The following is a 21817-nucleotide window of genomic DNA, read 5'->3' as shown; positions in this document are numbered from 1 at the left end:
ATTGGTCCCGTATAAGAAGAACGCATTAAGGGAGGAAACAAGAATGCGTAAATTTATGAAGACAAAATCGCTGTTTGTAGCCGGTCTATTGTGCACGACCAGCCTTGCGCATGCTGAAGACGTGGAAGTTTTGCACTGGTGGACTTCAGGTGGTGAGGCCGCAGCGTTGAATGTTCTCAAGGACGACCTGTCCGGGCAAGGAATCGGCTGGACCGACATGCCAGTAGCGGGCGGTGGTGGTGAGCAGGCGATGACCGTTCTGCGGGCGCGCGTCACTGCTGGCAACGCACCAACAGCCGTTCAGGCCCTGGGCTTTGACATTATCGATTGGGCCAATCAGGGTGCGCTGGCCGATCTGAACGAAGTGGCCGCCAAGGAAGGTTGGGATGATGTCGTTCCAGATGCTCTGAAAGCCTTTGCCAAGCATGACGGCAAGTGGGTCTCGGCACCAGTCAATGTGCACTCCACTAACTGGGTCTGGGCCAACAAAGCGGTGCTGGACGCTAACGGCCTTGCACAGCCCGCCAACTGGGACGAATTCGTCGCAGCGGTTGAGGCATTGAAAGCCGCCGGAGTCACTCCGATCGCGCATGGTGGTCAAGCCTGGCAGGATGCGACCATTTTCGATGCGGTGGCGATGTCGACACTTGGACCCGATGGCTACAAAGCAGCCTTCGTTGACCTGGACGAGGAAACACTTGGCGGCGACGCCATGAAAGAAGCGTTCGACCGTATGGCATTCATTCGCGACAACGTGGATGAGAATTTCTCGGGCCGAGACTGGAACCTGGCGACAGCGATGGTCATCAACGGTGAAGCCGGTTTCCAGATGATGGGGGATTGGGCCAAGGGCGAGTTCCTGAACGCGGGCAAAGTGCCGGGTGAGGATTTCCTGTGCTTCCGCTTCCCGGGTACTCAGGATCAGGTCACCTTCAATGCTGACCAGTTCATGATGTTCGATCAGGGCGGTTCGGTATCGGCTGAACAGGCCGCTCTGGCCAGCGCGATCCTGTCGCCATCCTTCCAGATTGCCTTCAACAAGGTGAAGGGCTCTGTCCCGGCTCGTACTGACGTGGACGGTAGTGATCTGGATGCTTGTGGCCAACAGGGCATGAAGGATCTGGCAGCAGCGGCTTCGTCGGGTAACTTGTTTGGCTCGATGGCGCACGGCCATGCCGCGCCGGCATCGGTGAAGAACGCGGTTTATGACGTCGTCACAGCCCATTTCAACGGTGAGTATGACAGCGAGACAGCTGTAGTCGAACTGGTCGACGCAGTTTCGATCGCCAAGTGATCTTAACGTGATCCTCCCGATGGGGCGGCAGGTTGGCCGCCCTGTCACCAAGTGGGCGCAATCGCTCCGACCTACAACTACTCGAACGAGGAGGGCGCGCCATGGCTGGTTCAGCCGACGCGGATTTCAAGACACGCCTTCAGAACTGGATTCCCAAGCTAGTCCTGTCTCCATCGATCGCGATGATGACGGTCTTTGTCTACGGTTTCATTCTGTTTTCGGTCTACCTGTCCTTTACTGACAGCCGCATTCTGCCGACCTTTGGTTGGGTCGGGTGGGAAAACTACGACAAGCTGTGGCGGCTGAGCCATTGGGAAACATCACTGATCAATATGGGCATCTACGCCAGCCTGTATATCGTGATCTGCACATGCTTTGGGCTGGGTCTTGCAATTTTTCTCGACCAAAAAATCCGCGGTGAGGGGCTGCTGCGCCCGATCTACCTGTACCCGATGGCGCTGAGCTTCATCGTCACCGGCACCGCGTGGAAATGGTTTCTGGATCCCGGCATCGGCTTGGAAAACGTGATGCACACATGGGGTTGGACCAGTTTTGAATTCGACTGGATTAAGAATCGCGACTACGCCATCTACACAGTTGTTCTAGCAGCCGTCTGGCAGACGAGCGGCTTCGTGATGGCAATGTTTCTGGCTGGCCTGCGTGGGATCGACAATGAAATTCTGCGGGCTGCGCAGATGGACGGCGCGTCGAACTGGAACCTCTATCGCCGGATCATTATCCCGCAACTACGACCAGCCTTCTTGTCGGCCTTCGTGATCCTCAGCCATCTGGCGATCAAGACCTTTGACCTTGTCATCGCCCTGACCGGGGGTGGCCCCGGTCGCGCCACAGAACTACCCGCGACCTTCATGTATTCTTACACGTTCACGCGAAACCAGATGGGGATCGGTGCGGCCTCGGCCACGATCATGCTGATGACCATTGCCGCGATCATGATCCCGTATCTTTACGCCGAATTGCGGGAGAAACGCTGATGTCTCAAGCTACTCAGGATACCGCAATCCGAACGGGCCGCGTTACGCGCACGTTGATATATCTGGTGCTGCTTCTGTTCGGTCTGTTCTACCTGCTGCCGCTTTATGTCATGCTGGTGAACTCGGTGAAGCCATTGGAAGAGATCACCGGCGGCGGCATGATGAACCTGCCGCAGGTATTCACGATTGAGCCGTGGCTCAAGGCGTGGTCTTCGGCGCAGATCGGCGTCGATCCGACAGGGCTGAAGCCCTACTTCTGGAACTCGATCAAGATGGTGGTTCCGGCGGTGATCGTCTCGACCATTCTTGGGGCGTTGAACGGCTATGTGCTGACCAAATGGCGCTTCAAGTACGACACCATCTTATTCGGTCTGATGCTGTTCGCCTGCTTCATCCCGTTCCAGATTGTTCTTATCCCGATGGCACGGATGTTGGGCATAATCGGGCTGGCAGGCACCACCTGGGGTCTTGCACTTGTCCACGTTGTCTACGGGATTGGCTTTACCACGCTGTACTTCCGCAACTACTACGCTGTGTTCCCGACCGAGCTGATCCGCGCGGCGCAGATTGATGGCGCCGGGTTCTTCCAGATTTTCTGGCGCATTCTTCTGCCCAGTTCCGGGCCGATCGCCGTGGTTTCGATCATCTGGCAGTTCACCAACATCTGGAATGACTTTCTGTTCGGCGCGTCCTTTGCCGATGCCAACAGCCAACCGATGACGGTGGCACTGAACAATCTGGTGCAGTCATCAACCGGTGTGAAGGAATACAACGTTCATTTTGCAGGCGCCATTCTGGCGGCCATGCCAACTCTGCTCGTCTACATCGTGGCCGGTCGATACTTCGTCCGCGGCCTGATGGCGGGTTCGGTGAAAGGATAAGACCTCATGGGTTTTCTAGACATAGACAACGCGACCAAATCCTACGGGGCGGTCGAGGTTCTGCACAAAGTCGACATCTCGGTGCAGGAAGGAGAGTTCCTGGTTCTGGTTGGCCCCTCGGGCTGTGGCAAATCCACTCTGCTGAACATGATCGCGGGGCTGGAAGAGATCACCAGCGGCGAAATCCGCATCAAGGATCAGGTGATGAACGGGGTGCACCCGTCCAGCCGCAACATTGCCATGGTTTTCCAAAGCTATGCTTTGTATCCCAATATGACGGTCGGGCAGAACATCACTTTCGGTCTTGAGATGCATGGTGTGCCCAAGCCTGAACGCGACAAAGCGATGCAAGAAGTTGCCAAGCTCTTACAGATCGAGCAGTTGCTGGATCGTAAGCCCGGTCAGTTGTCGGGTGGTCAGCGCCAGCGGGTTGCAATGGGTCGCGCGTTAGTACGGAACCCTGATGTCTTTCTGTTCGATGAACCGCTCTCGAACCTCGATGCCAAGCTTCGCGTCGACATGCGAACCGAGATCAAGAAGCTGCATCAAAATCTCGGGACCACCATCGTCTATGTGACGCATGACCAGATCGAGGCGATGACGCTTTCAAGCCGGATCGCCGTGATGAACGGCGGTTATGTCCAACAGCTGGGTACGCCGCAGGAAATCTATGACACGCCTGCGAATATCTTCGTTGCAACATTCATGGGCTCGCCTGCGATGAACGTGGTACCGGCCAAGGTTACGGTTTTGAATGGCCACCCTCATGCAGAGGTCGCCGTTCACGACGGATCTATGGCGCAACTTCCGTTCAGCCAGGACAACTTGGCCGCATGGGATGGGCGCGAGATCTTGTTGGGAATCCGCCCAGAGACTATCACCGATATGGATGGCGCGGATCGAAAGTCGTCGAACATCGCGCAGATGGCCAACCGTATCGTGGTGACGGAGCCCGCTGGATCGGACACCTTCGTCTCGATGCAATTGGGTGGACGAGATGTGATCGCGCGTATGCGTTCGGATGCCGAAGTGGCACCGGGTCAGGATTTCAACTTTGCAGTGAACATGGAAAAGGCCGTGGCTTTTGATCCCGAAAGCGAGATGCGGATTCTTCCATGAATCGAGCTGACGTCATAATCATTGGGACGGGTATCGGGGGGGCAACGCTGGCTGCGGCGTTGGCTCCGTCCGGTCGTCGCATTCTGATCCTTGAACGAGGAAAGCGGTTGCAGCCCTCACCGCAGGATCGAGACCCAAAAGCGATCTTTGCCAATGGGCACTTTCGCCCCGATGAAACATGGCTAGATGGAGCAGGCAAACCTTTTAACCCCGGAAACTACTACTGCGTTGGTGGAAATTCTAAGTTCTACGGCGCAGCTTTGATACGCTATCGGAAAGAGGATTTTGAGCCGCGTCAGCATATGGGTGGTTACTCGCGCGGCTGGCCCATGCCCTATGAAGAGCTTGAGGCGGATTACACCACCGCGGAACAGCTTTACGACGCACGTGGGACCACCAAAGAGGACCCCACCGAACCGCCGCACAGTAGGGGTTACCCGCACCCACCTGTGCCGGATGAGGTTGATATTGCAGACCTGAGGAACCGGCTAAGCCACGCAGGCCTGACGCCATCCTCAGTGCCGTTGGGCGTGGATATTGAAACCTGGTTGCGGGCTGGGCAAACAACTTGGGATGCGTTTCCCAATACATGCGGCGGCAAAATGGACGCCGAAACCTGTGCCCTCGCCGAGGCATTGAAGCATAGGAATGTCGAGCTTTTAACTGACGCGCGTGTCCGAAAATTGAAGGCTGATGCCGTTGGTCGTGTCACAAGTGTCGAAGTTGATGGTCACGGTACCCTGCATGCGCAGGTCATCGTGCTTGCAGCAGGTGCGGTACAGTCCTCGGCACTGTTGCTGCAGTCCGCGAACGACAATTGTCCAACCGGTCTTGCCAATCGGTCCGATCAGGTCGGACGGAACTTTATGAACCACAATTGTTCGGCGGTGCTGGCCCTTCATCCGCTGCGTCGAAATAGGGCGGTCTATCAGAAAACGTTGATGTTTAACGACTATTACAACAGCGGCGGGCAGGGTGGTTTGCCATTGGGCAATATTCAGATGCTGGGAAAGATCACCGGGCCGATCCTTTCGTCGCAAACCAGCCTGCCGAGGCCAATTGCAGCGCTAATCGCCAATCGCAGCTTTGATTTCTATGCCATGTCCGAAGACCTGCCGAACCCAGACAGCCGGGTGACGGTCGAAGGAGACCAAATCACGCTGGACTGGAAACGCTCGAATTGGGCGGCGCACGAGGCCTTGGTTGCGCGGCTAAAGGCGCATCTGAAGCAGGCGGGGTTTCCTGTGGTACTGTCGCGACCATTTGATCGGCGCACTCCGTCGCATCAATGCGGCACAGCGCGGATGGGTAATGACCCGGCAAGCAGTGTCGTCGACACGTTCTGCCGCAGCCACGACCATAAGAACCTGTTCATCGCCGACGCGTCAGTTCTTCCGACATCTGCGGCAGTGAATCCGGCTCTTACTATAGCCGCACTCGCACTCCGGGCAGGTCGTCACATTATTGAAACGGAGTTTGCCGCATGACCGGAACAGCATTGGTGACCGGAGGACAACAGGGCATTGGACTCGGGGTGGCGCGCGCCTTGATCGCCGCAGGGTACAAGGTCGCAATAGCCTCTCGCTCGGCGCCCTACAAACCGGTCGTTGAGGCGACTTTGGCAGAGCTTGGCCCAAGCGCAATTTATGTGCAGCACGACGTGTCCGACATTGATCACGTTCCGGCGCTACTGGATCAGATCGAAGCCGATTTGGGCCCGATCACCGCGTTTATAAACAACGCAGGCGTAGGGGCGCCAGTGCGTGGTGACATGCTGGACCTGAAGCCCGAGAATTGGGATTTCGTGCAGAGCATCAACCTGCGTGGCGCGTTTTTTCTGGCGCAAGAGGTGGCCCGGCGCATGTTGGAGCAGACGCAAGATACCTATCGTTCGATCACCTTTGTCACCTCTGTCAGCGCGACAATGGTATCGATCGAACGCGCCGATTACTGCGTGTCCAAGGCGGCCGCAGCGATGATGGCTCAGTTGTTCGCAGTACGCTTGGCCCCCGAAGGCATCGGTGTCTTTGAGCTGCGACCGGGAATCATCGCGACCGAGATGACGGCGGGCGTGCGCGACAAGTATACCGACCGTATCGAGGGCGGTCTTGTTCCCGCGGCACGCTGGGGTGAGCCCGAGGATATTGGGTCAGTTGTCGTCCCACTGGTTCAAGGGCACATGCACTTTGCGAACGGTGCCGCCATCCCGGTGGATGGCGGCTTGTCGATTTCACGTCTGTAAGTCAGGGCACACAAGAATGTCTGAAGGATATGATTTCATTGTCGTTGGGGGAGGCTCGGCAGGCTCGGTGATCGCTGCGCGTCTTTCCGAAGAACCATCGGCGAATGTGCTGTTGCTAGAGGCCGGCGCCACCGATCGTCACCCATTCTTTCACCTACCAGCCGGGTTTGCGAAGATGACCAAGGGTATCGGCAGTTGGGGCTGGTCCACGGTTCCGCAAAAGCACATGCAGAACAAGGTCTTCAACTACACCCAGGCCAAGGTGATCGGCGGAGGGTCTGCGATCAACGCGCAAATCTACGCGCGGGGTGCAGCTCAGGATTACGATGACTGGAGGCAAATGGGCTGCGAGGGGTGGAGCTATGCCGACGTGCTGCCCTATTTCAAAAAGTCCGAAGACAACGACACCTACGACGACGAATTTCACGGCAAGGGCGGACCGCTGGGCGTGTCCATGCCCTCAGCCCCTTTGCCAATCTGCGATGCCTATATCAAGGCCGCTGGGGAAGTGGGGATTCCTGAAACACGCGATGTGAATGGGACCAAACAAGATGGAGCGGGGTATTATCAGCTGACCCAGCGCAATGCGCGACGATCCTCTGCTGCGATGGCGTTTATCGCGCCGAACCGCAGCCGCCCGAACCTGACCGTGCGCACTGGCGCACAGGTCCGCCGCATTTTGGTGGACAAGGGCAGGGCGACTGGTGTCGAGATGATGAACGGGGACAAGATCTCCGCCGCGAAAGAGGTCATTCTGTCCTCAGGTGCCATCGGTTCGCCGCGCTTGTTGCAACTGTCGGGAATTGGCCCGGCGGATCATTTGGACAGCCTTGGCATCGACGCGGTTTTTCATCAGCCGCAGGTGGGCGCGAATTTGCAGGACCATCTGGATTTATATTCCATCTGCGAAGTGACCGGCCCGCACACCTACGACCGTTTCGCTAAGCTGCACCTTTCAGCTTTTGCAGGCCTGCAATACCTTTTCACCCGCAAGGGACCGGTCGCGTCCAGCCTGTTCGAAACGGGTGGGTTCTGGTACGTAGACCCGGATGCGCGTTCGCCGGATCTTCAGATGCATCTGGGGCTTGGTACCGGCATTGAGGCAGGGGTCGAGGCGATGCCCAACGGTGGGGTTACACTGAACGCCTGTTTTCTGAGACCCAGATCACGCGGAACCGTCCGGTTGCAAAGCTCTGACCCCGCGATGATGCCGCTTATAGATCCCAACTATCTGGCGGATCCCTACGATCGCGAGATGTCCATTCGGGGTCTGAAGCTGGTGCAGAAGATCCTCGCTCAGGATGCGCTGAAGCCGTACATCTTGGCAGAACGTTTGCCGGGCCCGGACGTGCGGACCGAGCAGGATTATTTCGATTTTATCTGTGTACACTCCAAAACATCGCACCACTGCGCTGGTACCTGTCGTATGGGCAGCGATGCCGAAGCCGTTCTGGACCCGCGCCTGCTGTTCAATGGGGTCGAAGGGCTTCGCGTCGCGGATGCGTCGATTATGCCGACGGTCAATTCATCGAACACCAATGCACCTACAATCATGATCGGAGAAAAAGCTTCCGACATGATCAAACAAGATCAGGGTTTCTAAAAATGATCCGCCATATCGTACTGACCAAATTCCGCGCCGACGTGACCGAGGAGACAATCGGAGCCATCTACAAAGGTCTCGAGGACGTGTCCAAGGCCCTTCCCGGGGCCAGCGGGTTTACCGGGGGCCGCAGTGAGAGCCCCGAGCAGATCGAACGCGGATACATGCATGGGTTCGTGATCGACTTCAACGATTGGGGCGTGCTGGAGACCTATCAGAACAACGAAACGCACAAAGCGCTGGGCGCGCAACTGGTCGAGAACGCCGTGGGTGGCATCGACGGCATTCTGGTTCTGGATTTGGAGGTTTGAGACAGTGAAATTGATTTTGCCAAACCCTGAGGGGCAGCTGGAACCCTATGCGCTGACCGGAACGCCGTTAGTACCGCGCAAGCCGCAGGTGCCTCTGACGCGCACAGCGTTTGCAGCGGCGCATGTGGTCTCGGACCCGCTGACGGAACGCGACCCCTGGGATGGCCGTCCGGCGGTGGATTGGGACGCAACGTTGCGTTTCCGACAAGGGCTCTGGGATCAGGGGCTGGGTCTGGCCGAGGCGATGGACACTGCTCAGCGGGGGATGGGCGTCGATTGGGCGACTGCGTTGGAGCTGATTCAGCGCACCATGGCGGCAGCAAAGGCGCACCCAATGTCACCCCGCGTGGCCTGTGGGGCAGGGACAGACCACCTGCCGCTGAGCGCATTGAACACCGCTGGCGAAATCCTGTCGGCTTACGAACATCAGGCCGAAGCGATTGAGGCTGCCGGTGGCCAATTGATCCTGATGGCCTCGCGCGCTTTCCCGGCGATCAACGCTGGCCCCGATACCTATCATGACGTCTATCGCGCGTTGATCGATGGCGCGGCTCAGCCGGTGATCCTGCATTGGCTGGGCGACATGTTCGACCCCGCTCTGACTGGCTATTGGGGTAGTTCGGACGTAGACACCGCCAGCAATTTCGTCCTGTCTTTGATCAATGAGAATCCGGCCAAAGTGGACGGGATCAAAATTTCTCTGTTGGATCAAGCGCACGAAGAAGCCTTCCGGGCGCGGCTGCCTGAAGGCGTGCGTCTGTACACCGGCGATGACTTTAACTATGCGGACCTAATTGCCGGGGATGGCACACATTTTTCCCATGCACTACTTGGAATTTTTGCCGCTATTGCCCCCGCCGCCAGTCAGGCGCTTGAAGCGCTGGCGATGGGAAACATGGATCTCTACAACGCGTTGTTCGCTCCGACCGTTCCCCTCAGCCGAGAGATATTCAAGGCTCCGACCCGGTTCTACAAAGGAGGGATCGCATATCTGGCGTGGCTAAACGGGTCGCAGTCTCATTTCATCATGCCGGGCGGGTTCCAATCCAGCCGCGATATCTGCCACTTCGCGCAAGTCTTCAAACTTGCGGATCAGGCCGGTTTGCTCTCGGACCCGGAACTGGCTAAAGCACGGATGACCACGCTTCTCAGCCTGCATGGAGTTGAACAATAGCCTGAATGCGCAGACCCACGATCATAGATGTCGCCAACTCGGCGGGTGTTTCCAAATCGACTGTAAGCCTAGTGCTGCAGGGTAGTCCGCAGGTGAAGCAGGATACGCGCAAGCTGGTTCATGCTGCGATGAAAGAAATTGGGTATGTCTACAACCGGTCGGCGGCAAATCTGCGATCCACGGGAACGGCGCTTATTGGTTTGGTAATCAACGACCTGACCAACCCATTTTTCACTGAGTTTGCGACTTCCTTGCAGATGGCACTGGGGTCGCGAGGCTATGCAGTCGTTGTGGCCAATACAAACGAAGACCCCGAGCTTCAGGACCAGGTGGTGGGCGCGATGCTGGAGCATGGGGTTTCCGCCTTGATCCTATCGCCTGCTTATGGCGATGTCTCGAACACCTTGTCCGCGGTCGAGCGAGCCGGCATCCCTTTGATGCAGGTCTTGCGGCAAGTTGACAGCGAAACGGCCAGATTTCCCTTTATCGCCCCCGACTATTCAGAGGGTGGGCGCGCGGCGACGCAGTACCTGATCGACACAGGCGCGAGGAACATCGCCTTTATCGGAGGCCTGGATGGCGCTGAAGTCACTCAGGAAAGACTGTCTGGCTACATTGGTGCAATGAAGCGCAATGGCTTGCAGCCTATTGTGAAGACAGGGAAATCCAGTCGGTCATTTGGGCATGAAGCAACGATCAGCCTTTTCAAGGAGCATCCGGAGTGCGACGCGGCAGTTTGCTTTAATGACCTTGTTGCTTTCGGGATGATTAATGCCTGCCATGAAACTCAGGTTAAGATTGGCACGGAGTTTCAGATCGTTGGTTTCGACGACATCAAGGAAGCCTCGGAATGCTGGCCAGCACTGTCGACGGTACACTGCGGCGTCTCTGAGTTTGGCGAACAAGTGGCGGACACTGTATTGCTATGGCTGCAGGATGGAGTTACGCCGGCACAACATGCTCGCACCTCCACGCGCTTGGTTTTGAGGCAAACCACGAAAGACAAAGAATAACCAAAGGCAATACAGGCCATTGTTACGTGGCGCCTTGTTCTAAAAGTGTTGGAAGGGTCTGGTTCGTCAAAAAATTGCTTCAAATGCGCATGGATCATGCCGATAAAGTCATTTGAATTCCGCTCTGGTCCGAAAAGCAGTACTGGGTTCTGAGGTGGTTGCAAACTGGCCAGACAAAAGCCCCCACAATCCCGCAGGGGCTTTCACGCTTTGTATCATCAATTCGCTTATGGCTTTGTCGGTCAGTTAGCCGTTCGCTGGGCTGACCCAAAAACGGTTTGTTTGCGCACAATGCCGTCATTTGCCTTAGGCTAGCATTGAACCTGGGGGATGTGCTCGACCCTGGATGAACCAACGGTGATCATTCGCACAACCTTGTCACAAGGGTCAAACAGCACGTACAGATCTGCATTTCCACCTAGATAAAGCGCTTCCAGCGGTCCGAAATTTTCGTTTATGTCGGTCACCATTATAGGCAGTGCAGAAAGGTCGAGGACTTTTGGGGCAAGAAACCCGTGCAGCCCGTCCTGGCGAAGATCTGGTCCCAACAGGAAGACTTCAGCGCTCAATACGAGCAACAGGACCAAGAACAGCATTCCATCTATAACCAGCGCTTTCCCGATGTTTTGCTTAGATGGGCGCAACAATTCGGGAAGGTAATCTTCCAATAAAAACAGGTTTGCGAGCATTACCAGCGCGACGACTGCGCCCAAGATGATCGTAAGAATTCTGCCGCCAGAAAAGTCTAGTGGAACAGTGATTGCCAGAACGATCGCCGCGACGGCAACCCATTGGACTCGCTCGTTGGCAATGATAACTCCAAGCGTAGTTTTCCCAATTCTTACGGGTTTGATTTTCTTGCCTAGCATCCGAAGTCTGGGGCGGCCGTTTGCCCATGACTTCAATGCCCCGCGCCAGTTTTCTACAAAGTGAAGTGGACCCAGAAACCCCAAAGGCACAAGAAACGTCAGAACAAGCTCTGCTACACGGGTGCTCGCATCCGCGCCGATATCCACCACGCGAACGCCAATCTGCCCCCAGTATTCTCGCAACAGAAAACCGGTAACCGCGGCAATAAGGCCTGCTGCCGGAATTAACCCTAGCAGTACCTGGAACATAAAGTTCAGTATCTTCTTGGCTGAAGCAGCGAGTTCAGGCGCGGTAGCTTTGAGCACACCGATAGTGGTGTCGACCGGAAAGTAAGACTTCCCCTGTAGCACTTCGGAAATCGCCTCTTGAACCTCTGCGGGTCTTGTCAGAAGAACTTTGCTTGAGCGGGGCAGGGTGGTTGCGTAGCGTTTCAAGATGATCAAACCGGCCGCTTTCAAATACTTCAAAACCAGTCCAGAGATCATCCGCCTTGCGGTGATGTTGTACATCCGTTTCCCGCTCTCGCTTCGGAATGTCGAAGATCTGTTGCACGAGCGAGGCATCGACGTGAGCCACGAGACCGTCAGATATTGGTGGAACAGGTTCGGGCCGGTGTTTGCTGTTGAGATCCGAAAAAAGCGTGTTCAGCAACTGCGCGTGTTCTCCAAATGGAAGTGGCACGTGTATGAGGTTTTCGTGAAGGTGAATGGCAAGAGACACTACCTTTGGCGGGCCGTTGATCACGAAGGTGAAGTGCTGGAAGCAGTTGTTACCAAACGCCGAAACAAAGCTGCAGCACTGAAATTCCTCAAGAAATTTTTGAAGCGGCACGGTTGCGCCGAAGAGATCGTCACAGATCGCTTCGCTTCCTACAAGGCTGCGCTCAGAGAAATGGGCGCGCTCGAAAAATAACAGACGGGCAGGTGGCTCAACAACCGCGTCGAGAATTCGCACCTGCCGTTTCGACGACGCGAACGCGCGATGCTGCGTTTCAGGCGCATGCGAAGTTTACAGAATTTCGCCTCCGTCTATTCCTCAGTCTACAACCACTTCAACCAGGAAAGATCACTAGCCAGCCGAGACACCTTCAAGCTGATCTTCACCGACGCTCTTAGCGAGTGGCGTCAACTTTGTTCCGGATAGGTTTGCGGTTTTCGCGGCAAACTGAGATTGGTTCGAATTAGTCTGACAGCACTATTGATTTTACTTTAGCTGCCATTTCAATAGTGCACACGTTTTTCCATTTGCGTCTCAAAGTCCTTCCATCATGTCGGCTGAACTCTAAGAGAGTTTCCATTCGCCTAAAGTGTGGAATATTTCGAGAGAAAACCCAAAGCAAAGATCGCATCCAGAAAGCGATGTCATTCCTTTTGAACTTTATTTGTGTTCTTATATCGACTGCCTTCGCCACTACTGCAGTTGTAGAATATCCGGAACGCAAAGTTTTCTTTTTGCCGGCATTTTGTCCGCACCATCCGATCGTTTCAGTCGCTTGGGACCGTCTTTGACCTTGATCTTCGGCTTTGCTAGTGGGCCCTTCAAGGTCACGGGCCAGGGACTCTTCGAAAGCGGTTCGCCAATCTTGCGGGGCTGCAGATTTAGGTCCAAAACCTTCCCCGCCACATTAACACCGCCAAAGACGACAACTTGGACATGATCTGTTTCCAATGTGGTTTGTTTCGTCGAAATACTTCCATTGGAAATACTAATCGGTGCACGCAAACATACGATCGGAGCAATCTTTTGTTTCTCTTTGGTAAACACCCAAGGTAGTATCCCTAGCCCTGCCAGATCCAAAAGCTGGGTCTCGATCGAGCCGTCACGCATTGAGACCGTGGCATTGCCGTTCATGCTGTTGGCAAAATGCTTAGGTGAATCGGTTCCGCCGGTCACCGAAAAATCTGCATAGATGGTACCGCTTGCGCCCTTTTTGAAGTTCAGGTTGTGAAGAATTTCATCCAGCTGCCAGCCGCCTGCTGTGCCGGTCAGCGTGAGCAGATGCGCGTCGTTCGATAGATCCATTTGTCCGCTGACATCGAAATGAGCACCTCCGTATTCAAAATTCAAAGGTCCGGCCTTGAGTTCATTTTCGTTGAGCGTCAGTTCACTCTGCAAACTGCTGATGCCTTTGGCGCCCTCTATGTGCCGAAGATCAACGTCGACATCCATATCCATACCGGACAAGAGAATTGAACGCCCAATAGGTTTAAGTGTTACGTCTCTTAGAGGACTAGTGTCGCCGGATTCCTCAATGACGTCTTCCTCGTCGGGCTCTGGACCGCCAATTTTCCTCAATTGTGCAGCGGCCTGAACGATGGTTCGGATCTGATCTATCTTTATCAAGTCACTCTCTATGGAACCCTGCAGTACAGGATCACTCGTTGCATCATCAAGATCGGCCATAATTTGCAGGACAGAGTCGGCAACCTTGACTTTGGCATTCGCATCCCAATCGGTTCCTTCGCTGGCAAGGCCAATTTCAAAGATAGCCTGTCCAGTTTCCACCCGTTCAAGCGATAGGGCTTCTAACAGGTCCGCTCCGGAGGGGACTTCTACTTGAATTGCCAAGTCCAGGTTCTCGAATTTGAGCACATTTTTGACAGAGCCATGCACCTCAAGGTTCCAAAGTTCCGTTTCGCTTGTCTGGCCATCCAAATTTGTCAGCGAAAGCTGATTGATGTCGCCGTTCAAATGAAAGTTACCAGAAAATCGACCAAGTTGATCATCCGGTCCCAGAAGCTCTGGTGAGATCAAGCTGCTTGCGGGTATATCCATTAACCCGTCGGCCGATATGCCTTGTAATTGCAACGCGTCTTCGACCGAACCGTCCAAAATGATAAATGGATCAGCAGGGTTCCCAATTCTCAAATTGATGTTTCCAACACTCAAGGCGCCTTCGGGTGTTCTGGAAAGCTCGGAAAACTTAATCGGGGGGGGCCTTCACCAGAGGTATCCAATGTGAACCCGTTGGTTTCAATGACCATTTGCCGCTGCGGGACCTGCCCGGGTACGCTATCGATAACCATGTCAACTGCTATTAGTTTTAGATCATACCGCGACGCGGCTGGGGCGGGTTCAGCATCTTCAGGGTACAACCGAATGCGGGTTGTCAGGGATACGTCTTCTGGGTTTCCCAACTCTCCGATTTGTCCCGTCAGCGAAAGGCTTTGCCCACCATCCAATTCAGTCAATACAGCCAGGTCATCAATCCGGGCTACGCCGTCGACTGATTTGAATGTTGCACCAATGCTTCCTGAACCCTCCAGAACGCGATTGAGTTTCAGGATATCAAGAAGCTGACCAAGTTCGGCAACCTCTATGGTCGTATTCACTTGTAGCCCGTTCTCTTCAGGGACTTCTTCGGCGGCAATCGCAATCTGTTCGAAGTTCACTGCGACCTGAAACGGGTCGTCCGCGGGAATGCTCGCGTTCAGATCAAACTTCTCTCCATTTAGTGAACCAGCCCCAACCGCGGTCGCAACGTCGGTTTCCGTATCACGCTTTAAAAACAGCTCAGGAAGCTGCAGATCCAGCACAAGCCCGTTTAGATCGTTCTGGTAAAGAACGGCAACATCGGTCAGGTCAATTTTTTGGTCCGTTAGAATTCCAGCCACAGACAGGTTTGCAGGTTTGGCCGGATCCCCGGCTTTAGCGCCCGTTTGGGAAGCGGACTGCCAGTTTCCGACACCGTCTTTGTCCGTGATCAAGTTGAGGTGAACACCCGAGATAGAAAGCTCACTCAGCGACAATTTGCTGTTCCAAAGGTCGCGGGCAGAAATATTGAACTCAAGTTTGTCGATTGCCGCCAGATTCGCTTTGGTCTTGATCGCGCCGGGTAGTACCAATCCCGCTGCGGATACCTGCAGTTGCCGACCAAGGCCTAGACGCACTTCATCTTCTATTAACACGTCCTGACCAAGTTTCGTTGAGATCAGGTTTTCAACAAAAGTGGTTCTGACAGAAGAAAACAACGCAGATGACAGGAAAAGCCAAGCCGCAACAACGCCGACGAACGCGACAGCGCAACAAACCATTACACCTTTTGTGATGAACCGCACGCTTTTCTCCTAAGGTTCTGATTCCTTTCTTGGGCAGACTAGACCATTAAAGCATCATGTTAATGGAATATGTGGCTTCTTATTTTGCTGAACCCTAAATGACCTTGACCATTTAGCCGACTGCGCTTGCGGAATCGGTCGGACGGCTAAGAAATGGTTAAAGGTCAGAATTTAAGATGTGCTGCTGACCCAGTTTCAAAACAGCTGGCTTGAAGCGCGTTTAACAATCCATAAACGGGCAAGTTGCATTAGCTTTGACTACAGCGGCTCGACGCATCAACCAAATTAGCGGCGGTTAAAATACTTCAATTTCCCACATCCATCTAATTACTGTTATATATGAATTCTTCAAACGACGGGGACACAATGAATTCGCTAACTAGAATAACACGTGGGATAGGCGTCGCTTTCAAGGACGGTAGAGTGAAAGGCCTTCTTGCCTTCACAGTCGGAATGATTTTATGGGCCTCAGTCTTCTACCACTTTGTCGAAGGTTGGAGTTGGCTAGACTCGATCTACTTTTCCGTAGTGACAATTTCGACCGTAGGGTTCGGTGACTTCTCACCTGAAACTGCGGCGGGGAAAATCTTCACAATGGTATATATCATTGTAGGCTTGGGTGTTTTCGTGACTGCGGCGACCACAGTGGCAGATACAATCTTGTCCCAAGACGACGAAAAAACGGACAAATAGATTATCCCAAATTAAGGCAATTTGAGTTCATGCGCAGGTATCAGTGCGACCGCGCATCTGAAGCCGTGCCTCGGATTCACTCGTACCTTCAAACTGATAGATGATCGCCGAAAACTCAAAAAATATACATATTACGTTTTTTGAGTGTATTGTTTGGAAAACAGATAGTGGAGGGATGGAATGGAAAAGACCCAGGACGCGAAGATTGTCGACCTCGCGATACGATTGCTCTTTCTCGGATTATTCCTCTACAGCGCCCTGGTCATGGTGGCTCCGCTTGCAAGTGTGGTTATCTGGGCAACGATACTCTGCGTCGCGCTCTACCCGGCATTTGATTGGCTGCAATCCAAGCTGGGAGGACGTAAGAAGCTTGCCACAACAATTATCGTTCTGTTGGGCCTTGTTCTGACCCTGGGGCCAGTCGCAACTGCGGTGTCTGGTGCTGCAGAACTAGGGTCTGAATTCGCGGAACAAGCAGACAAGGGTGAATTGAAAATCCCCCCTGCGCCCGAGGGCCTCAAGGAATTGCCGTTGGTTGGAAATAAAATCTCCGATGTCTGGGGAATGTTTGAGCGCAATCTTGACGGCGCGCTTGCAAAATACGGCGCGCAAATCCTTGAGATCACCAAATCGCTCTTCGGAAAGGTGTTGGGCATTGGTATCGGGCTTCTTGGCTTAGCTCTGTCCGTATTGATTATGGGAGCATTGTTCAGCCCGGGGCCAAATTTGGTCCAGGGTCTTCAGCGCTTTGCCAACCGTGTCTTTGCACCACGCGGCGGTGAATTCGTGACACTGGCAGGCGCAACGATCCGGAACGTTACAAAAGGCGTGATTGGCGTAGCAGCCATTCAGGCTGTTTTCGTTTGGATACTGCTGGCTTTGTTTGGGATTTCTTCGGCCGCCACACTGGCATTTGTCTGCCTCATACTCTCAATTATCCAAATCGGGCCCGGATTGGTTCTTATACCGGTAATTATCTACGCATGGAGCTCCATGTCTGGCGGAACTGCTTTGATCTTCACCATACTGGCCGTTCCAGTCATGATAATGGACAGTTTCCTAAGACCCGTGTTCATCTCAAAAGGCCTTGAGACTCCCATGCTGGTCATCCTCATCGGTGTTCTGGGAGGTATGATGGCATACGGTTTGATCGGCGTTTTTATGGGGCCGGTTCTCTTTGCTGTCTTCTATGAGCTGTTCAAGGTTTGGATTGATACCTCACCTGAAGCCGAGGGCACTGTTGAAGGTGCGGCGAAATGAGGAAAACGATATGGACAACCCTGGCTATAATTCTGATTTTTCTTGTCTGGTATCTGGTCGCTGATCGAAAAACGCCATTTACCGGGAACGCCAGAGTAAAAGCGGTGGCCACCCAAATCGTGCCTCAGGTGACCGGAACGGTAACGGAAGTTTTGGTTGAAAACGGCCAAGTCGTTTCGGCAGGTGATGTTCTGGTTCGAATAGATTCCAGACCCTACGAAATCGAGCGTTCCAAGGCGGAAGCTGATCTTGAAGCGGCAACCCAAGAGGTGGGTGCGTCTTCGGCAGAGGTAAGTGCGGCACAAGCCAAACTCGCAAGGGCGCAGAGCGATCTGGATACGATGCGCATTCAGACGGAACGTGTATTTGCGCTCGAAAAGAAAGGGTTGATTGCCGTCTCAAAGGCCGATGATGCACGAGGACAACTGGCAGAATCTGAGGCAAACTTTGAGAACGCAAAAGCTGATTTGGAAAAAGCGAAGCAAAGGCTTGGTGACGATGGGATTGAAAACCCGAAAATCCAGCGCGCATTGGCGGCCTTGGCGGATGCGGAACTGAACCTTGAATGGACCGAACTGCGTGCTCCGGCGACAGGTGTCATTTCTAATCTGCTGATTGCCCCCGGAACGTATGCGCGATCCGGTCAGGATCTTTTGACGTTTCTGGATGCAACCGACGTCTGGATAGAGGCGTATTTTACCGAGAACAATCTGGGAAGAGCTTCAATAGGGTCTCCGGTTGATGTGGTGTTGGATATGCATCCAGGTAAGATTGTTCCGGGCGTCATTGAGAGCTTTAGTGCTGCTGTTTCTTTGAGTGGCGGTGATGAGCCGGGGCAATTGGCGAGCCCGCCAAGCACCAAGGGATTTTTGCGGGAGCCTGAAAGGTTTCCGGTCAGGATTGTTTTACCCGGCTATGAAGCTGGAAGTGCCGAAGACGATCTTCGCTTTCAACTGAACGGGCAGGCCGATGTGATCATGTATCTAAGCGACAACTCGTTGCTGAACCTCGTAGGCCGCGCCTACATCCGCGTAGTTTCAATCTTCTCCTATGCGTACTGAGGATCAGAGCTCTGTCACCCGGCTTGCGCTGGGTGTTACGGGTGTCTTTGCATTGGGCCTATTTCTTGGGTGGCCCCTTGCCGTTGTTGGGGCGGTGTTTACTGCCCTTTTCCTTCAAGCACCTGCGGCACTACCTTTGGCAGCATTTGGTAAGCTGTTTGTCTTCTCGATTGGATTGATGTTCATTTCGTTCCTTTTGTCGTCAGTCTTCTCACCTTATCCTCTTGTGTTTCTCATTCTGGTGGCCATTGGAATAATCCTGTCTTTCATTTGGTCAGTTTCCGGTGCCGGAGTATTGCCGGGTGTCATTGCTCTCATGGGGGCGTTGATGATTCCGAATTTGGTGCTGCAATCACAGGATCTGGCTCTGGTGCTCGTGTATTGGATCCCGTTGAACCTGCTATTTGCTGGCTTCGTATCGACGCTGATGTTCGTGTTGATACCCGCTGCACCTCAAACGGCACCTCAAAAGAAAGCTGCAGCATCGCCGGACTTCGACTCACATCGCCGAATAGTCAGGATGTCTCTTGTCACAGTGCCCTTTGCTATGGCGTTCTTTATTTCCGGCGCTTCTGCTTTGTTGGTTCTGTTTTTTGTCGCCCTGCTGAGCCAGCAACTTGCGGCAATGCCTGCTGCAGGCAAAACAGTTGCAAAAGCTATGCTGACGGCAAATCTACTTGGGGCTGCAGTATCCATCATATGCTATGAAATAAACGTAATAGCTCCGGTCATTCTAACCCCCATTCTGCTGTGTTTTTTCTTTTGCCTAACACTCGGAGCACTTGGAAAGTCAGAATTCCCTCTCGCCGCCGCCGCCGGTTCCGCGATTACAACAGCTCTGATTGTATATGGCGGCTCGGTTGCGCCGTTTTCAGACGAGGCTGACGTCAAGAGCATCACTCGTGTATTGCAAGTCGCCAGCGCCGCTTTCTTTGTAATTATCGCATATGTCGTGGTGGATGAATTCTGGCCAGAAAAAGAGCGCCAGGCGACTCCATGAAGTTAGTTGCGATAAAGCTTGGCGCTGAAACCAGCAGAGTTTCCAGTTTGACTGATTTTTGCAACCATCGCTCGAATTGCAGCGCCATAATAAACCGCGAACATTGCTGAAGCGGTTTTATGTCAAGCGATCTCTGGTTGAGCGATGGCCGTTCTGTAAAACGAATACGAAAGGCAGCCTCGCTGACGAAGCCGACCTAGGAAGCTGCTGCATCAATGTCCGCTTTTATTGTCGGCGGTGTAATCAATGCTGCTTCCAGCTCCACACTCAGACTCGCGGCCAAATCGAAATACTGTCGTCGCACGGTCTCGGCGTAGGGATTGGCCTTCTCAGTCGCTTCGAATACTTCTGGCGCATCGTTCTGAACCAAGGAAATCGCCTCAGACAACAAGTCGAAGCTCTTCGTTGTCATGCGCGTCGGCAGCGGTCCCATTCTCAGCAGTACTTTGGCTATGAGGTGCGTGAGCCCCTGAACGACAGCAGTTTCTTTGTCATGTTCTTCTGGTGTCGTCATGATGACATTCAGACCCAGAGCCTTGCATAAAAAACACGGCCATTGCGCTGGTCGCGCAAAGCTTTGCGACTCTGCTTACAAAGACAGATCTGAAACGGATCAGGAAATGAGTACATGCTAAATACGTGTTGGTGTTTCGCGTCATCTCAAAGAGCGGTCGTCGCCGGTGGTGTAGCATGGAAACCTGCGGCAACCGAAGCATGACTGCCACTTTCCGGCCAGCATCGCACAAATAGCTCTCAGCTTAGGAACTGCTCAATCACGGCTGCTTGTTGCTTTTTTCCATCCGGGTCTGCTTCGGTTTTCAGGCGAGTAAACGCCTCACCCCAGTTTGAAGTGCGAACGCGGATCGGCGGGTCAGAGGCTTCAATCACGCCCATGACAACTGATGCCACTTGTTCCGAAGTTTGATAGATATCGCTGCCATCCATTCGCGCCTGAGCGCCACCGATATACTTCTGGAGAATAGGTAGATACTCATCCTCAAGCATCCCGCCCGTGGCCTCGACATGTTTAAGCACATTGGTCGCAAACTCGGATTGAATACCGCCCGGTTCAACTGTCGAGAAATGGATACCGAAATTGGACGTGACATAGCTGGCCAGAGCCTCAGTGTATCCCTCAACGGCGAACTTTGCGGCGCAGTAGATCTCGTTGAACGGCTGACCCACTAGGCCGCCTACGGATGAGATTGTGATGACGTGGCCCGAGCGTGCTGCGCGCATGTGTGGCATCACCGCTTTTGTGCAGCGCACGACACCCATGAAATTCACATCCATGACCCAGGCGACCTCTTCTTCGCTGGCTTGTTCGGTTGTACGAACAAATCCGGCACCCGCATTGTTGATCAGCTTATCGATCCGCCCCTCGTTCGCGATGATCTGATCGACTGCGGCGTTTACGCTGGCGCTGTTCTGCACGTCCAGCTCAAGCACGTTGAAATTGACACCAGCGTCAGAGGCGGCCGCATCCAAGATGCCACGCTTGGCGAGGTTTCGCATAGTAGCGTAGACAGTATGGCCCGCTTGGGCTGCTTGTACGGCGATTTGAACACCAAGGCCGGTTGACGTGCCGGTGATCAGAATGACTTTGGGCATAATGGAAGCTCCGAATATCAAATGAATTGCTTGCGGCAACGATCCGATGTGTCGGGGCGAAGGTCAACAGCGGGACTTTAAAACGCCCAAAGCCTCATCGAAGGTATTCACATTCTCTTCTGCGCGCGCGGTCAGATGCGCGCCTTCCAAAAGGGCCAGTATCGCACGGGACTCCGAGATCGGATCGGTGATACCGGTGATTGACTTGTCCTCTTGGCCAAGCTTCAGGATCTCTTCGATTTGGGTAACCATCATGGCGCGGAATTTTTTGATCTTTTGGATCACGTCATCCGAAAGGCTTTCACGGCTGCTGATAAGCGACACGCAGAGGCACAAGGTTTTCCCGTCATTGAGTGCATCCCGGTAGAGGTCGATCAGGGCCAGCAATTGCTCGGCCCCGGTTTTGTGTTCTACCCGGATGCGGTTGCACTCTGCCTGCAGGGTTTCATGATAGCGATCCATGAGTGCCGCCGACAGCGCTGCTTTGGTCGGGAAATGATAGTGGATTGACGCCTTGCGAATACCCACCGCCTCTGCCAGATCGGCATAGCTGAACCCGTCAAACCCCCTCGCGCGCGCAGCGTGTTCGGCAACATCCAGAAGGGCAGTCTTGGTATCACTCGTCATACGTG

At 54.0% G+C, this 21817-nt stretch carries 21 protein-coding genes and 1 pseudogene; 16 read left to right on the top strand and 6 right to left on the bottom strand.

The annotated features are described in order from the left end of the window. Window positions 1-55 precede the first annotated feature (55 nt). From AC1DFB_RS09815 to AC1DFB_RS09770, 10 genes are all read left to right on the top strand, one after another. Window positions 56-1294 carry an ABC transporter substrate-binding protein gene (locus AC1DFB_RS09815; RefSeq protein WP_480922606.1) on the top strand — a complete coding sequence of 413 codons (1239 nt, stop codon included), beginning with the start codon at window positions 56-58 and terminating at the stop codon, window positions 1292-1294. Between the two features lie 101 nt (window positions 1295-1395). Then, complete coding sequence (locus AC1DFB_RS09810) at window positions 1396-2289, top strand: carbohydrate ABC transporter permease (protein WP_170511643.1); 894 nt, start codon at window positions 1396-1398, stop codon at window positions 2287-2289. Then, window positions 2289-3170, top strand: a complete 882-nt coding sequence (locus AC1DFB_RS09805; RefSeq protein ID WP_068340098.1) for a carbohydrate ABC transporter permease — start codon at window positions 2289-2291, stop codon at window positions 3168-3170. Before AC1DFB_RS09810 ends, AC1DFB_RS09805 begins: the two co-directional genes overlap by 1 nt. 6 nt (window positions 3171-3176) lie before the next feature. Next, on the top strand, window positions 3177-4289 hold the full coding sequence (locus AC1DFB_RS09800) for an ABC transporter ATP-binding protein (RefSeq protein WP_480885667.1): 1113 nt from the start codon (window positions 3177-3179) through the stop codon (window positions 4287-4289). Further along, window positions 4286-5776, top strand: coding sequence for a GMC oxidoreductase (locus tag AC1DFB_RS09795; RefSeq protein WP_480885669.1), 1491 nt, complete (start codon window positions 4286-4288; stop codon window positions 5774-5776). Before AC1DFB_RS09800 ends, AC1DFB_RS09795 begins: the two co-directional genes overlap by 4 nt. Next, window positions 5773-6531 (top strand): 3-ketoacyl-ACP reductase, encoded by a 759-nt coding sequence (locus tag AC1DFB_RS09790; protein ID WP_480921162.1) that lies wholly within the window; start codon window positions 5773-5775, stop codon window positions 6529-6531. Before AC1DFB_RS09795 ends, AC1DFB_RS09790 begins: the two co-directional genes overlap by 4 nt. Before the next feature lie 16 nt (window positions 6532-6547). After that, window positions 6548-8134, top strand: a complete 1587-nt coding sequence (locus AC1DFB_RS09785) for a GMC family oxidoreductase (RefSeq protein ID WP_480885673.1) — start codon at window positions 6548-6550, stop codon at window positions 8132-8134. 2 nt (window positions 8135-8136) lie between these two features. Beyond that, complete coding sequence (locus tag AC1DFB_RS09780; RefSeq protein ID WP_480921161.1) at window positions 8137-8445, top strand: Dabb family protein; 309 nt, start codon at window positions 8137-8139, stop codon at window positions 8443-8445. A gap of 4 nt (window positions 8446-8449) precedes the next feature. Continuing rightward, on the top strand, window positions 8450-9619 hold the full coding sequence (locus AC1DFB_RS09775; protein WP_480758745.1) for a dihydrodipicolinate synthase family protein: 1170 nt from the start codon (window positions 8450-8452) through the stop codon (window positions 9617-9619). A gap of 5 nt (window positions 9620-9624) precedes the next feature. Further along, window positions 9625-10632 carry a LacI family DNA-binding transcriptional regulator gene (locus tag AC1DFB_RS09770; RefSeq protein WP_480758746.1) on the top strand — a complete coding sequence of 336 codons (1008 nt, stop codon included), beginning with the start codon at window positions 9625-9627 and terminating at the stop codon, window positions 10630-10632. A 311-nt stretch (window positions 10633-10943) separates the two neighbouring features. Here AC1DFB_RS09770 and AC1DFB_RS09765 read toward each other — a convergent pair whose 3' ends face one another. Next, a complete protein-coding gene (locus tag AC1DFB_RS09765) occupies window positions 10944-12011 on the bottom strand; it encodes a hypothetical protein (RefSeq protein WP_480922641.1) in 1068 nt (355 codons plus the stop codon). Between AC1DFB_RS09765 and AC1DFB_RS09760 the strand changes: the two are divergent. Beyond that, window positions 11938-12645, top strand: a pseudogene (locus AC1DFB_RS09760) (IS6 family transposase). The gene AC1DFB_RS09765 and the pseudogene AC1DFB_RS09760 sit on opposite strands and share 74 nt — an antisense overlap. A 267-nt stretch (window positions 12646-12912) precedes the next feature. Here AC1DFB_RS09760 and AC1DFB_RS09755 read toward each other — a convergent pair. Beyond that, window positions 12913-14391, bottom strand: coding sequence for an AsmA family protein (locus AC1DFB_RS09755; protein ID WP_480921160.1), 1479 nt, complete (start codon window positions 14389-14391; stop codon window positions 12913-12915). Then, on the bottom strand, window positions 14388-15560 hold the full coding sequence (locus AC1DFB_RS09750; protein WP_480921159.1) for an AsmA family protein: 1173 nt from the start codon (window positions 15558-15560) through the stop codon (window positions 14388-14390). Before AC1DFB_RS09750 ends, AC1DFB_RS09755 begins: the two co-directional genes overlap by 4 nt. A gap of 423 nt (window positions 15561-15983) precedes the next feature. Here AC1DFB_RS09750 and AC1DFB_RS09745 point away from each other — a divergent pair, with 423 nt between their 5' ends. From AC1DFB_RS09745 to AC1DFB_RS09730, 4 genes are all read left to right on the top strand, one after another. Further along, complete coding sequence (locus tag AC1DFB_RS09745) at window positions 15984-16253, top strand: potassium channel family protein (protein ID WP_480439390.1); 270 nt, start codon at window positions 15984-15986, stop codon at window positions 16251-16253. Window positions 16254-16433: 180 nt separating this feature from the next. Next, a complete protein-coding gene (locus tag AC1DFB_RS09740; protein ID WP_170403697.1) occupies window positions 16434-17513 on the top strand; it encodes an AI-2E family transporter in 1080 nt (359 codons plus the stop codon). Window positions 17514-17617: 104 nt separating this feature from the next. After that, the gene (locus tag AC1DFB_RS09735) at window positions 17618-18574 is read left to right on the top strand and encodes an HlyD family secretion protein (protein ID WP_170392807.1); all 957 of its coding nucleotides are present in this window, start codon (window positions 17618-17620) and stop codon (window positions 18572-18574) included. A gap of 52 nt (window positions 18575-18626) precedes the next feature. Next, window positions 18627-19574, top strand: coding sequence for a hypothetical protein (locus tag AC1DFB_RS09730; protein WP_480921158.1), 948 nt, complete (start codon window positions 18627-18629; stop codon window positions 19572-19574). 196 nt (window positions 19575-19770) lie between these two features. Here AC1DFB_RS09730 and AC1DFB_RS09725 read toward each other — a convergent pair whose 3' ends face one another. After that, window positions 19771-20088, bottom strand: a complete 318-nt coding sequence (locus AC1DFB_RS09725; protein WP_480921157.1) for a hypothetical protein — start codon at window positions 20086-20088, stop codon at window positions 19771-19773. A 125-nt stretch (window positions 20089-20213) separates the two neighbouring features. Here AC1DFB_RS09725 and AC1DFB_RS09720 point away from each other — a divergent pair, with 125 nt between their 5' ends. After that, window positions 20214-20324: a CGNR zinc finger domain-containing protein gene (locus AC1DFB_RS09720; protein ID WP_480921156.1), complete on the top strand. Its 111-nt coding sequence runs from the start codon at window positions 20214-20216 to the stop codon at window positions 20322-20324. A gap of 3 nt (window positions 20325-20327) precedes the next feature. Here AC1DFB_RS09720 and AC1DFB_RS09715 read toward each other — a convergent pair whose 3' ends face one another. Both AC1DFB_RS09715 and AC1DFB_RS09710 read right to left on the bottom strand, forming a co-directional pair. Then, window positions 20328-21185 (bottom strand): SDR family oxidoreductase, encoded by an 858-nt coding sequence (locus tag AC1DFB_RS09715; RefSeq protein WP_480921155.1) that lies wholly within the window; start codon window positions 21183-21185, stop codon window positions 20328-20330. Between the two features lie 63 nt (window positions 21186-21248). After that, the gene (locus tag AC1DFB_RS09710) at window positions 21249-21812 is read right to left on the bottom strand and encodes a TetR/AcrR family transcriptional regulator (protein ID WP_480921154.1); all 564 of its coding nucleotides are present in this window, start codon (window positions 21810-21812) and stop codon (window positions 21249-21251) included. Between the last annotated feature and the right edge of the window lie 5 nt (window positions 21813-21817).

The organism is Ruegeria sp. S84 (assembly GCF_056583445.1).
The sequence above is the reverse complement of the archived record's forward strand: the minus strand, read 5'-3'. Positions and strand labels throughout refer to the sequence as shown.